Origin of the sequence: Pseudomonas sp. Q12-87 (assembly GCF_001269755.1) — a bacterium.
Taxonomy (GTDB): Bacteria; Pseudomonadota; Gammaproteobacteria; order Pseudomonadales; family Pseudomonadaceae; genus Aquipseudomonas; species Aquipseudomonas fluorescens_S.
Genome location: NZ_LHVI01000023.1, coordinates 146,868 through 159,353, shown reverse-complemented (window position 1 = coordinate 159,353; position 12,486 = coordinate 146,868). Strand labels below are relative to the sequence as shown.

At 49.3% G+C, this 12,486-nt stretch carries 9 protein-coding genes, 1 tRNA gene and 5 pseudogenes; 11 read left to right on the top strand and 4 right to left on the bottom strand.

Going from position 1 to position 12,486, the window contains the following annotated elements; all coding sequences use genetic code 11:
- Positions 1 to 531 precede the first annotated feature (531 nt).
- Positions 532 to 744: a hypothetical protein gene (locus AD663_RS17385; protein ID WP_053214299.1), complete on the bottom strand. Its 213-nt coding sequence runs from the start codon at positions 742 to 744 to the stop codon at positions 532 to 534.
- A 373-nt stretch (positions 745 to 1,117) separates the two neighbouring features.
- On the opposite strand from AD663_RS17385, the pseudogene AD663_RS17380 reads away from it, so the two are divergent.
- Together AD663_RS17380 and AD663_RS17375 are read left to right on the top strand one after the other, a co-directional pair.
- Positions 1,118 to 2,211: pseudogene (locus tag AD663_RS17380) on the top strand (site-specific integrase).
- A 138-nt stretch (positions 2,212 to 2,349) separates the two neighbouring features.
- Complete coding sequence (locus AD663_RS17375; RefSeq protein ID WP_003183272.1) at positions 2,350 to 3,843, top strand: hypothetical protein; 1,494 nt, start codon at positions 2,350 to 2,352, stop codon at positions 3,841 to 3,843.
- Here AD663_RS17375 and AD663_RS17370 read toward each other — a convergent pair.
- Both AD663_RS17370 and AD663_RS17365 read right to left on the bottom strand, forming a co-directional pair.
- Positions 3,826 to 4,713 (bottom strand): DNA adenine methylase, encoded by an 888-nt coding sequence (locus AD663_RS17370; protein WP_225970838.1) that lies wholly within the window; start codon positions 4,711 to 4,713, stop codon positions 3,826 to 3,828. The two genes, AD663_RS17375 and AD663_RS17370, sit on opposite strands and share 18 nt — an antisense overlap.
- A 107-nt stretch (positions 4,714 to 4,820) precedes the next feature.
- Positions 4,821 to 5,081, bottom strand: coding sequence for a pyocin activator PrtN family protein (locus AD663_RS17365; RefSeq protein WP_033046134.1), 261 nt, complete (start codon positions 5,079 to 5,081; stop codon positions 4,821 to 4,823).
- A 189-nt stretch (positions 5,082 to 5,270) separates the two neighbouring features.
- On the opposite strand from AD663_RS17365, the pseudogene AD663_RS17360 reads away from it, so the two are divergent.
- The 9 genes and pseudogenes from AD663_RS17360 to AD663_RS28925 all read left to right on the top strand — a co-directional run.
- Positions 5,271 to 5,846 (top strand): annotated as a pseudogene (locus AD663_RS17360) (phage tail protein); the annotation flags it as partial.
- On the top strand, positions 5,821 to 6,027 hold the full coding sequence (locus tag AD663_RS17355; protein WP_033046133.1) for a tail protein X: 207 nt from the start codon (positions 5,821 to 5,823) through the stop codon (positions 6,025 to 6,027). The pseudogene AD663_RS17360 and the gene AD663_RS17355, both read left to right, overlap by 26 nt.
- Before the next feature lie 96 nt (positions 6,028 to 6,123).
- Positions 6,124 to 6,372: pseudogene (locus AD663_RS17350) on the top strand (late control protein); the annotation flags it as partial.
- Positions 6,369 to 6,668, top strand: a pseudogene (locus tag AD663_RS17345) (glycoside hydrolase family 19 protein); the annotation flags it as partial. The pseudogenes AD663_RS17350 and AD663_RS17345, both read left to right, overlap by 4 nt.
- The gene (locus AD663_RS17340; protein ID WP_003183260.1) at positions 6,650 to 7,192 is read left to right on the top strand and encodes a lysis system i-spanin subunit Rz; all 543 of its coding nucleotides are present in this window, start codon (positions 6,650 to 6,652) and stop codon (positions 7,190 to 7,192) included. The pseudogene AD663_RS17345 and the gene AD663_RS17340, both read left to right, overlap by 19 nt.
- A 150-nt stretch (positions 7,193 to 7,342) precedes the next feature.
- Positions 7,343 to 8,138: pseudogene (locus AD663_RS17335) on the top strand (DNA adenine methylase).
- A gap of 97 nt (positions 8,139 to 8,235) precedes the next feature.
- Positions 8,236 to 9,912 carry an AAA family ATPase gene (locus AD663_RS17330; RefSeq protein ID WP_053214231.1) on the top strand — a complete coding sequence of 559 codons (1,677 nt, stop codon included), beginning with the start codon at positions 8,236 to 8,238 and terminating at the stop codon, positions 9,910 to 9,912.
- 40 nt (positions 9,913 to 9,952) lie between these two features.
- Positions 9,953 to 10,735, top strand: a complete 783-nt coding sequence (locus AD663_RS17325; RefSeq protein WP_033046131.1) for a hypothetical protein — start codon at positions 9,953 to 9,955, stop codon at positions 10,733 to 10,735.
- A tRNA-OTHER gene (locus tag AD663_RS28925) sits at positions 10,735 to 10,861 on the top strand. Before AD663_RS17325 ends, AD663_RS28925 begins: the two co-directional genes overlap by 1 nt.
- Positions 10,862 to 11,666: 805 nt before the next feature.
- Here the strand turns inward: AD663_RS28925 and AD663_RS17320 are convergent.
- Entirely contained in the window at positions 11,667 to 12,398 is a 732-nt protein-coding gene (locus tag AD663_RS17320) for a metallophosphoesterase (protein WP_003183246.1), read from the bottom strand.
- Positions 12,399 to 12,486: the final 88 nt, after the last annotated feature.

Here is a 12,486-nt window from a genome sequence, read left to right as displayed (position 1 = left end):
TAGGTTATTGATAGCTGGAAGGCCCGTATTTGTTGGGCTTGAGACCTAACTTTGATGGGTTAGGTTGGGTTAGGTTAAAGGTTAGGATTCTTTAAGTGCATGTTTTTAAAGGAATTTAATAATCGAATATTTAACATCAATAAAGGTTAGGAAATTACCAAAACCTAACCAAAAGCTAACCTTAGCAGTCCGTCGCAAAGCCTTATCAGACAAGGCTTTCAGGGTGGTGGGCAAAAAACTAACCCTCCTAACCCTTTTCCCATGGGGCAACATGAAAACGCCGGATGTAGCCTAGGGCGGGGTCACCTGCTGAAGCTGCGTTAAGAATCGCGCAGTCCTCAAGTTCTCATTCACTCGCACGCACTCTCGTCCATGCAGCGTCAGTCGGTGAGGTTGTGGGTGGTGTTGGGATTGGAGCGACAAGCACTACAGCGCGACCATGAGCGTGCTGTCTGGTGCCTGGACGGGACTTTGGAGAAGAGTGGGTGGTGCGAAAGTGTTATAGGCTTGCCTGCTCAGAAAGGCTCGTATTTACGTGGCCGACCCTCTGATTCGAGCCAGGCCTTGTTTGATATGGCCTGCATTTTCACCAATCGTGCTAAGCGCGCCTCGAACATTCTCCCCCGTCCCTGAAGCGTCTTGCTGCTCAGCCCACAGAGTCAGCTCCATTACTGCTGCTTCCAGGGCTAATTGATTTTGATAAAGCCGTTCCAGAACATCCGATAGGGAGTATTCGCTTGCCATGGGTGCCGACTCGATTCGAAAGAAATTAAGCATAGCAGTAACCATGCTCGGGATTGCTAGAGGCAGCGAGAACGTGGCAGGACTTAAGTGCGTTGGAATGGTGTTGGTACAAAAGTGGTACGGGTTTTTTCGGGATGCGCTACAAGGCACGGTTTACATGGGTTGTAGAACTAGAAGTTCCAATCCATCATGGGGGCCACACTGAAGCGCCGGGACGGTTCAGAGCGGGCAACGCTAATGTTTACGGGCAGTACAGGATTTTCAGAATTCATTGATGCTGGTCTTCATACAGAGGCTTCTACCCATTTTTCCCCTGTTTCTGAAGTCGCTTGCTGCAATGTAGCAAATGACTTCGGCGCTGTAGCAACTGGAAATGGGCACGATCACATCACGTAAGGGCAAGGACAACTCGACGGCCTGCACAGCGCAGATACGGATCAATCGGGACGGGGCGACAGTTTATCAGGAAAGCCAAGCCTCCGACTGCAAGCAGGTTGCGCAGGCCTGGATCAAGCGGCGAGAAACGGAGCTGGCGGAACCTGGCGGCATCGAGCGCGCGAACCGCAAGGGTGTGACGATCAATAAAATGATCGAGCAGTATCTGAACGAATACGAAAAGATCCGTCAGCTAGGGAAGACCAAGAACGCCACGCTGAAGGCGATCAAGGATACCTGGTTGGGCGAGCTCGACGATTCGGCGCTGACCAGCCAGAAGTTGGTGGAGTTCGCGCAGTGGCGAATCGGGAAGGAGGGCGGCAGTGTTCAGGCGCAGACGTTGGCAACGATCTGTCGCATTTGGGTGCGGTGTTGTCCGTGGCTCGGCCCGCTTGGGGCTATGAGGTCGATCCGCTGGCCATGCCGGATGCGCGCAAGGTGTTACGCAAGCTGGGCATGGTGAGCAAAAGCAAGGAGCGTAACTGACGGCCTACCCTGGAAGAGCTGGATAAACTCATGGAGCATTTTTTCGGGGCGCTGAAGCGCCGGCCGGAGTCGATCCACATGCCGAAGATGATCGCTTTGGCGATCTTCTCAACGCGCCGGCAGGAGGAGATCACGCGGATCCGGTGGGAGGATCTTGACGAGAACCGGCAAGCCGTTCTGGTGCGGGACATGAAGAATCCTGGGCAAAAGATTGGCAACGACGTCTGGTGCCATCTGCCTGACGAAGCCTGGGCGATTCTGAAGACCATGCCTAAGGCAGAGAAGGAGATTTTTCCCTACAACGGTAAGTCAGTGTCGGCAGTCTTCACTCGGGCATGCCCGCTGTTGGGCATTGAAGATCTGCATTTTCATGATCTGCGGCATGACGGGGTGAGTCGGCTGTTTGAAATGGATTGGGATATTCCGAGGGTGGCCAGCGTTTCAGGGCATCGTGATTGGAACTCATTACGCCGCTATACGCACCTGAGAGAAAGGGGGGATTCCTATAAAAGTTGGCAATGGAAAGCTAGCCTTCTCAAGAGGTGACGAAATATTTCACATTCTTTTTGGTCAGGTGGGTCGTTGCTTGCAGTGGGCAAAATTAGTATGTTCTCTGTTTCGTGATGTTAAAAAGACATGTGGCCTGTCTTTTTACCCAAATTTTGCCTATAGCTGAGATTAAAAATGAGAGCTGAGTTCAAGGAAAAGAAAGCGGTTTCTATTGATCTGTTGACATTGGATGAGAAAAACCCCCGTCTCGGTTTCGCCAAAGATCAAGATGCTGTTTTAGCTCGAATGATTTCGTACGGGCAGCCTTTTTTTGCGCTTGCCAAGGATATCGCTGAAGCTGGGTTGTCCATCGAACATATCGTGGTTCACAAAGACGGAAATAAATATAAAGTTAGAGATGGAAATCGTCGGATTTCAGCTCTAAAGCTGTTGAATCGGCCGCACCTCTGTCCTGATAAAGCTTCCAGGGATCGATTTACTAAGCTTGCGAAGACGGCTGAGGATAACGGCAATCTAATCGGCAAGGTTGATTGCATGGTCGGTTCAAGTGAAGAGGCAATTAACGCGTATATTTGGCGAGCCCATACCGGTGAAAATGGCGGGCTAGGTCGGAAGAACTGGGAGTCTCTACAGCAAGAGTTCTATCAGATTTCGATTGGTGAGAAAGGGCCATATTGGAAGGCCGCAAAACTCATGCTTTGGGCTGATGAAAATGATTTAGAGGTTCCCGATAATTTTAGTATTACTACTTTGGGCCGGTTTTTTAGTGCGGCAAAAAATATTAAGTTACTTGGCTTCGAATTTGATGGTGAGGATAATATTTATCCAGTGGTGCCGTTGTTCACGGCGGTTGTGATCGTTAAGAAAATTATTGGTGATATTGAGTCTGGCTATATTCATGTTAAACGTGGAGATACTCCTGGGACAATGTCTCTGATGGGTGCGGCAAATCGTGACCTGTATATCGATGCGATTCGGCACGAAATGAAGTTGGATTCTGTTGATGTGGTGGACCCTGTGCCGGGCGGCAATGGACCTGGTGCAAGACCCGCATCTCCGCAGGCCGGCGGCCAGCCTGGCGGAAATGGTATCAGTGTTACGGAAGGTGGCAAGCCTCAAGTAGGTCCTGCGCAAGCAGGTGCTCCTGGGGCTGGGGGAGCGGATGTAAAGGGTGGGAAGAACGGTACGACACCCGCAACTCACAGCTCTCTGCGGAAAAAGTATGTGACTAGGGCTTTGCATCCTCTGGAAATGCCCACGAGCGAACAAAAAATTAGAGATATCTATAAAGAGCTTCAGACTGTCGAAAAGTGTCCGATAGCGGGAATGATGCTTGTGCGGGCCTTTGTTGAAAGTACCTTCAGGGCATTCGTGAGGAGAAACGAATTGATGGAGGAGGGGCGTATTGATGGTGCCTCAATAAAGGATATGCTTAGATTTATTCGAAAAAAGTTGATTGATGATAATATTTTAGTAGAGGGGACAGGGTCGGATCTGTTTCAGAAGGTCGAGTTGATGGCGCAAAATTCGATCGTGACAGTGCCAACTATGCAAAAGTTTATTCATTCTGAAATGTTTAATCCCAAGGATGCGGATGTTATAAAAACTTGGGATGAGTTCTATCATTTCTTGAAATTGCTATGGCAGTTGCTAGCTGCTAAGGCTTAATTGCTTTGTGCTCGGCTCCTTAATTGGGCTTATCTGTTTTGATGTGAACGGTAAGGGGTCGATGTTTATATTCTTGTAGATTAGAAGCTCTTTTGCGGCGGGGCGTTCCAAGTGGCTTGAGTAAATGATGTTGAATGTTAATGTGTTGTGGTCTTCGTAAATTTCTTGAATTTCTTCGCAGTTGTCATACGTCACAATGATTGGTGTCTTTATTGAGTGTACCAGTTGCGCAATGCGTACGTGGTCGTCGTGCGTATAAAAACTTGAGTAAAGTTGGTCGGCCTTCTTGTAGTACGGTGGGTCAAGGTTTATCAATGAGTTCGCATTGTGCGGAACTTTGTTCATGAATTTTATGGCGTCATCCGACGAAATTGTTATTTTGGATCTCATTTCGCTTATATCTAGGATGCGTTTAGCTAGATTTTCTTTTGCATACCGGGCGTCAATTTTGTAATTTCCGTCCTGGTTTTTCCCCCCAATAACTCCCCCTTTTATAATGCCTGAGCGATTGGTTCTGTTAAGGAAGAAGGTGGCGAAGCCTAATTCCAGTTCAGTGTGTTTTAGGGGGTTGAAATATATCTCTCGCTGCTTCTCCCTTTCGTCGATAGTGACTTCGGTTTCAAACAGAAGCTTGATGAAGCTGCGGCTATCATTGGTAATGGAGTTCCAGAAGCTATAAATTGCAGGGTCAATATCATTGATAAATATGTTTTTTACATACTTGTTGCTCAGCAAATAAATTGCTGCACCCGCGCCGCCGGCGTATGCCTCGATGTACGAGCCATCTTGAATATTGTTATTCCTTAGCAGGTGCGCAAGCCAGGCCCCAAGCTTGGCCTTGCCACCGGGATAGCGTAACGGTGTAAGCATCTGACTATTCTCTAGAAAATCGCTTATCATATTGGATTTTTTGAGGGATTACAAATGCGAATTGGTAATCCCTCTGAGGCTGCAAAAAAATATAGCTCGTATTTGAGTTAGCGCATAAGTTGTTTTTGTTCTTTAGTCGCCTTGCCTCTTTGTTTGTCGATGTAATCGGCTAAATCTCTTAGGTGAATGCCAAGGGCTGCCTTTTGGCTGTTGGCGCCAAGCCTGACAATTGGAATGTCTATTTCTCCTGACATACATTTCAGTTTGAATCTCTCAACAGTCAGGTGCATGTAATCAGCACAAACGCGACTGAGCGGGATGACAGCCTGTCTATGGTATTGGGCCATGAGTAAACAAAGTGTATTCATGCTGCCGCTCCTATCAAATCGCCATCTACTTCAACTTTGTTTGCGCCAACTAACGTCATCATTGGCCACGGCGAAACCGAATTACCCACCATCATTACCTGCGTCTTATTGCTGAACTTCCGACCGTCGTGTCCTCTGTCGATGACGTAGTTGTCGGGAAAGCTCTGAGCGCGGTACAGCTCGCGAGGGGTGAGCATGCGCATGGGTACGCTGAAGGAACAGGCGGGCAAGGCGGCGACGGCGATCAATAACATCGCCGGCAAAGTCAGCCCGTCGTTGGCGAACATCGTGCCCACCAGTTCCTTTGCCGTGGATGCCACGCCGGCGCCGGAGGCGGTGAAGCTGTTTCCCCACTTGCTGATCATCCAGCCCCGTGACCCCAAAGTTCAGCCCTACTACTTCAACCTGGACACGGCGGCCTTCGACGAGCTGAGCCGTTCGACCGAATTTCGCTGGGCTTCACAGGAGCGACTGTCGCGCCGTCCGGCGCAGCAGGCCGTAGGAATGGGGGAGGAAAAGCTAACGCTCAAAGGGACGATTTACCCGGGCTTCAAGGGTGGCCTCAAGCAGCTCGACACGTTGCGCAGCATTGGAGCCAGGCTTCAGCCGCTGACCCTGACCACGGGCTATGGCGAAGTGATTGGGACCTGGTGCCTGAAGAATATCAACGAGGAGCAGGGCGCGCTGATGCACGGCGGGATTCCCCGTAAACAAGGGTTCACTCTGGAGTTTGCGCGCTATGGCGACGACATGCAGAACGTCTGATGGGGACATGCTCAATGTCATTTGTCATAACGTTTATGGCCACCTGAACGGCAGCACCGAGGCGGTGCTGGATGCGAATCAGGGGCTGGCGGATGAACCCCAGCCCTACCGCGCTGGGGTGCTGATCGTGCTGCCGGACCTGCCCAGCCCGACCGAGGAAGGGATTAGCTTGTGGGATTGACCTTGGGCGATTCCGCCGCCGACAGACCGTTGCGTTACGCGTAGCGACACTTTGTTTTTTGACCCGCCTTGCGCGGGTTTTTTTTGGACAAAATTCATGACCCCCACTTTTCGAATCGTTGCCGATGGCGCCGATATCACGACCCTGATCAATGATAGGTCGTTTTTGCTGCGCACCTCTGACAAGCCAGGTATGGACTCCGACGAGTTTGAGTTGCGCATTGATGACCGTGACGGCGAGGTGCAGCTGCCTCGGCGTGGCAGCTCTATCGAGATCTACCAGGGCTATGCCGAAACGTCCTTGGCGCGCCAGGGGCGTTACGCGGTGGACACGGTTGAGGTGGCCAGCGCTATCGCGGTCGCGGCTTGATTCAGGTGACCGGCCGCAACAATTACCTGCGCTGCAGCCTGGCTCTGTTTGGTGATGAGCGATTGTTGCGCACCCCCGAGCTGCTCGAGCTGCCGCAATGGGCCGCCGAGTCGGCTGCATGGTTCTGGTGGGTCCGCGAGCTGAACGCGCTGGCAGATCGCGATGAGTTTGAGGCGATCACCCGCAAGATCAATGGCGGCCTCAATGGCTTGGCGGATCGGCTGGAATTGTGGGCGCGGGCGAGGGCGGTGCTATGCGTCTCGTCGACCTGATCCCGGTGCCGTATCGGCTGCTGGCCATCGGTGTGCTGCTGGCCGCATTGGCCGGCGGATCTGCCGCGCGGACCTGGCAAGTTCAGGACTGGCGCTACGGTCGGCAGCTGGAGCAACAACCCAGCCTTCAGGCGGAAAGCCTTAACCAACAGACTCTGGCGGCTGCAGCGCAGCAACAAGCTGAGCAGGCCAAACGTCTCGCCCTGGAGCAGCGGCTTTCAGCCAGTGAACAAACACATTACCGAGCCCTAAACGATGCCCGACGTGATCAAAGTCCCCTGCGCGACCGTCTTGCCACTGCTGATCTGCGCCTGTCAGTCCTACTCGACGCCACCGATGCAGCCAGTGGCCGCACAGTGTCAGCCGTCACCACAACCGGCAGCGTGGTTCATGGAGCCACAAGAGCCCAACTTGACCCGGCGCATGCTCAACGAATTATCAGCATCACCGATGCCGGCGACCAAGGACTGATCGCCCTGGCTGCCTGTCAGGCCTATGTAAAAGAAGTCTCAACACCGAAGTGAAAAAGAGCGGCCGGGTTGGATGCGTCAACATCCAACCCTACCGCCGTCCCTGCAGATTGTCCCTGCAAGTCCAGCCAAGGCTCTTACTCCGTGCACGAAGCGCGGCGAAGCTGGCACCTGTTTATCCATACAGTAAAGGTCTTGCTATCTATGTCTACACCCATCGTCCCTTGGATGGGCGGCAAACACCGCCTGGCCGACCGCCTCATTCCTTTGTTCCCACCTCACGAATGCTACGTTGAAGTCTTTGCCGGCGGTGCCGCGCTCTACTTCATGCGGCCTCAGGCAGCACCGGTCGCAGTCCTCAACGACATCAACGGCGACCTGGTGACGCTGTACCGCGTGGCGCAGAACCACCTCGAAGAGTTCGTGCGCCAATTCAAATGGGCGCACAGTTCTCGGCAGGTGTTCGAGTGGCAGAAGATGAGCCGCCCCGAAACCCTCACCTACATCCAGCGCGCCGCACGATTTTTCTACCTGCAGCACCATGCCTTCGCCGCCAAGGTCACCGGGCAGACGTTCGGCACTGCCACTACCGGCCCAGCCATCAACCTGTTGCGGATCGAGGAAAATCTCTCGGCCGCCTGGCAGCGTCTGTCTGGCACCTACGTCGAAAACCTGCCCTGGCTAGAATGTGCAGAGCGCTACGACCGTCCCCCATACCTTCCACTACATGGATCCGCCTTACTGGCAGACAGCCGGATATGGGGTGGACTTTCCGTTCGAAAACTACGAGCGAATGGCCTATTTCATGCGTCGGTGCAAGGGCAAGGTGATGGTGAGCATTAACGATCACCCAGACATTCGGCGGGTGTTTGAGGGCTTTTACTTAGAGACGCTGGATATTCGCTACAGTTCCACTAATCAACGGCAAGGAAACGCAGAAGTGAGTCGGGAGTTGGTGATTATGAATTGGGAGCCCAGTTTGCTTGATAGGCTGTTCTGAGTTCTAAAAAACGCTGGGCTTTTGTTATTTCAATTTTGACCAATTATGTGCAAAAGGTGTAATGTGGTGGCATTTTGTCATAATGAGACTCTCCGGGATGAAAAAATTTCCTTCGGCTTCAACTAAGATTGAGCTGGGTTATTCAGAAAACAAGGAAGTTGTTATTGCCTCAATCGCAGGTATTGCGATTAAGCGATTTAGAACTATGCAGGATCAAGATGTTTTTTTAGGGAAAAACATTACGATATTTTCTGGCCGTAATGGGACGATGAAAACATCCTTGATGGGGTTGATAGCGCACCCCTTTAATAGTGAGGCTCAAGATGTCTTTGGCAAGGTTCTGAAAACGCCATTAAAAGAAGTATTTAAGTTGTCTCCTGTTTTCGACAGGGATAGGTATGAATATGACTTGATCCTTTGTACGGACAAAGGGATAATGCTGAAAGAAACTGTGGCGATGTACTATGTTGGCGATAAAACTAATCGCCATCGAGTTGTAGTGTCTGGCGCTGAAAAGGGAGATGGTAACTTTGCATATAATACGTCCTTTCTAAATTTGAAAAGACTGTATCCTTTGGTTGATACTAAGGCCGTCCCGGATAAGGCGGCGTCACTTGATTTGAGTCCCGAAGAAGCTGCTGATCTGAAGGACTACTATGAAACGGTATTGCCAAGTACTGATTATAATCAGTTTACTCCCGTGCACGAAAAAAATGTCAAGACAACTTTTGCCCCTGTAGGAGAAGGCGCGAGGTATGATTGGCTTTCGATATCTTCGGGGGAGGATAATTTGGGGGCTATATTCAATAGGCTTCTAGGTTTTAGGCGCTCTTTTAAAGGGAGAAATGGTGGGGGTAATGGGATTTTTTGTATAGATGAATTCGAAAGTAGTTTACATCCTGTTGCTCAATTAAGACTTTTTGATTATCTCCAGCGCTGGTCGAGTAAGTACAACGTTCAGGTGATCGTATCAACGCATTCGCTCCATCTGATTTCTCATATTTATTTGGAGCATGGTGAGAACTTAAAGAAAGATAGAATAGTAGTTAATTTTGTTAGCAAATCTACCGCGGTGGACGGAAACTATCCGATTCTTCGTAATCCTCCTTATGAACTGGCATACAAAGAGCTGACACTTCAGGATCCAGAAGAGGCTGTTAAAGCTAGAAAAATAAGAGTTTTTTGCGAGGATGATCATGCTGTCCATTTTGCAAAAAAACTAATAAAGTCGAGAAAAATATTAAGCTGTGTTGAGTTTCATTCGTCATTGAATAAACAGGAAAATGGTCCGGGTACATCTTATTCCGCATTACGTGCCTTGTGTGTGAACTACCCGTTGCTACTTGAACGGAGCCTGGTTTTATTTGATGGGGATGTACCCGCTACAGTGACTGACAATATAAAAAATAAAAGCCTCTATTTGACGTTGCCTGATGATCAGGGATTGGCAATTGAGCGGCGAATTATAGTGTTTATCTTGGAGTTGGAAAATGATGATAATTTTTTCGTAAAGTTTAAAAAAGAACGCGAGCGTCTTTTGGGTGAGTTTAAGGATGCGGGTATTAAGTCGTTAGCAGTTAAGGATGTTATGGATGAGGCTAAAACACCAGTTGCGAATTGTAAGTCGTGGGCGGACAAAGATAAGCTCAAATTCAAAGAGTATATAACTTATTATTGTGGTGTGGCGGAAGGTCGAGATGGTTTTTTAATTTCGTTTGTGAATGCTATCAATAAAATAAACGCCATGAGCGGAATGCCTGCTTTGACTAGTTGAGAACTTCTTTTGGGCTTTAAAGTTTTGGGTGGAGGGTGTGATGACGCCAGGTGCAATTTTTACTGAGTTGAAGAAAGAGTTGGGTAGCATCAATCCATACATGGCTATTGTGGACTCATCGGTTAGGATTTTCTTGGATGATGCTAAAGTTAGTGTAAGTCCTTCCAAGTTTATAGCGGCAAAGGCAAAGCTATTAGGGTATGGGAGGTTGTATTTAGATCAGCTAGAGTTGGATCGTACGAAACAGTTTGTTTATGTTTCTCATATAGCTTTTATAAATGGTAAGGCTGAAGTTGCGTGTGAAAAAATAAGAAAGCAGCCCTTGGTGCGCAAACCTACAGCTGCCGTGGAGGGAGATTATTTACGACAGACTGTCCGCGTTTTATATGCTTCAAGGAATGACTCCTCTACGATAGTGAATGATGATGTGGCGATGGGCGAGCTGGTGGATGTTGGGGATGTTGCGATAATTGATTATTATAGGAAGCTAAGAAACGAAAATTTTCATGGAGGCAAAGCTAGTGCGGCGTATTCTTTCGGTCAACCCCAAGTTACTAATATAGCCGCTAAGTATGGATGCACTCCAAGTCAGCCGGGAAGTTTGAATAGTCAGGATATGATTTTGTTGTCGAAAGTCTGGCAGCAGGTGATTCTAGATTTGTGTGTCAAGTCATTAGATCCAGAAAAAGATGTGCTTCCTTTGGTGGCAAAAAGGTATAAGGGAATAACCGGGGATAGGCGAGCTAAAGGAATTATTCAGCATCTTCAACAAGAATATCTCCTTGACAGTTATTCTGCGAATGAGCTATTTTCGAAAATGTAGGCTGGTTAGCATAATCGGTAATGCGCCCTACGGCTGCGCTACGGCGCAGCCTTCCCTCGAATGACACCTGGATTTTAGGTGGTATTCGAGGGGTAGATGGAGGTTCGAGTCCTCCGCCAGCCACCAATTTCTTAAGCTTCACAAGTTGATTAGTCTGTTGTCTGGTTTTTAACTTGTGTGTCCGACACCTTTTGCGAGAAGCTTGGACAATATGTCATCTCGTGAAAGGGCAGGATTCGTAGCCATAGGGATCAATGCTCTAACTATGCGTCTTGCGATACTTCGCGCAAGTACACGCTTCCGCGTCGTAATCTTCTGTGACAATATTTTTTCAACCTTCAACCTTCAACCTTCAACCTTCAACCTTCAACCTTCAACCTTCAACCTTCAACCTTCAACCTTCAACCTTCAACCTTCAACCTTCAACCTTCAACCTTCAACCTTCAACCTTCAATCTTCAACCTTCAATCTTCAATCTTTACTGTGCCGTCATGAGGGCGGTAGGGAAAAATCTATTAGGTTAATTTGAGGAGGTTGTCATGAGTCAAGATACTCTATATAAGCAATATTTTATCCGCGAATATTCTCCTGACGATCCGGACTATCCGGGGCGGCCATTCCAGGGGGCAGTCAAACGGGTGGGACCCTCACGTTGCCTCAAAATTCCGCCGATGAGGTGAAGAGGCTTCTTGATGCTCAGTCAAATCCCGATGATCATGCTAGTTATTAAGTCATAGAAGAATAAGTTTCGAGAAACTTTGAGCGGCGCTTCTCGAAAGTTATGCGAAAAAGGGGCAGGCTACAAACGCTACTGAAAAACCGTGGACTGCTCCTCTCGACGTATTGTTGAGTTCCTTTGGAGAGCCGGGTCCGAATGGCCGTGCTGCATCGTTTTGGTCGTTCCGGATTCGGAACATCTGCCCTGTGTTTATTAAGGGCGCGCTTCGCTCATGCTTATACTGGCGATCATTTCAGTCTGGATGTTCACCAAGCTTAACGCGCCGTCGGAAAATGCGCAGCCAGTATCAATATATATAACATTGCCCAAGCGCCTGACGCCAGGCACTGTTGAATGCCCGACATAGAGCCGGTCGATGCCTTTAATAGGCGTGTGGTCTTGCTGCTCGATTTTCTCTCTTGTATACAACGCTGTTTTCAAGGCTTGCCGCTGATGCTGCTTCCCCGATTTTCCAGTAATAGCGTCTTTAGCTTCTTGCCAGCCATCGTTACTCCTCATGACAGGGGCTTCGGCATGGACTATTCCAATTGTTTGATCGCTTGATAAATTGATTTCAATGATCAATGGGAGTGCTTGTAAAGCTTTTAAGAGTTCACGCTGGATGTCTGGCTGTAATTCGTAGAGCCAAGCCCCTCCATTTCGGATATGCCTGGGTATGTCGCCGTGGCCGGAGATGCACTCGATAAGCATATGTTCATGGTTGCCGCGCACGGCATGGAACCACGGTTTTTCAAGCCAGTTCAATGCGTCTATGGAGTCGGGGCCTCGGTCGATGAGGTCTCCCACAGAAAAAATACGGTCCACTTCGCTATTGAAATCCAACTTATCCAAGGCTTGTGTTAGAAGTTTGAAGTGTCCGTGAATGTCGCCCACCGCAAAATCACGACCTTCTTTGTTGGGTGGGAATGACGTCGTCCTGTACATTTTTTGTGCTTTAGCAGATTTTAATTGATGGCAACTGTATCACCCGGCGGAATGAACGCATAAGGACATGTCAACGGTGCGCAGCTCC

Excerpts from the sequence above, each read along its gene's own strand:
- AD663_RS17385 (WP_053214299.1), bottom strand. The coding sequence starts at position 744 with ATGGCAAGCGAATACTCCCTATCGGATGTTCTGGAACGGCTTTATCAA.
- AD663_RS17375 (WP_003183272.1), top strand. The coding sequence starts at position 2,350 with ATGAGAGCTGAGTTCAAGGAAAAGAAAGCGGTTTCTATTGATCTGTTG.
- AD663_RS17370 (WP_225970838.1), bottom strand. The coding sequence starts at position 4,713 with ATGCTTACACCGTTACGCTATCCCGGTGGCAAGGCCAAGCTTGGGGCC.
- AD663_RS17365 (WP_033046134.1), bottom strand. The coding sequence starts at position 5,081 with ATGAATACACTTTGTTTACTCATGGCCCAATACCATAGACAGGCTGTC.
- AD663_RS17355 (WP_033046133.1), top strand. The coding sequence starts at position 5,821 with ATGGCGACGACATGCAGAACGTCTGATGGGGACATGCTCAATGTCATT.
- AD663_RS17340 (WP_003183260.1), top strand. The coding sequence starts at position 6,650 with ATGCGTCTCGTCGACCTGATCCCGGTGCCGTATCGGCTGCTGGCCATC.
- AD663_RS17330 (WP_053214231.1), top strand. The coding sequence starts at position 8,236 with ATGAAAAAATTTCCTTCGGCTTCAACTAAGATTGAGCTGGGTTATTCA.
- AD663_RS17325 (WP_033046131.1), top strand. The coding sequence starts at position 9,953 with ATGACGCCAGGTGCAATTTTTACTGAGTTGAAGAAAGAGTTGGGTAGC.
- AD663_RS17320 (WP_003183246.1), bottom strand. The coding sequence starts at position 12,398 with ATGTACAGGACGACGTCATTCCCACCCAACAAAGAAGGTCGTGATTTT.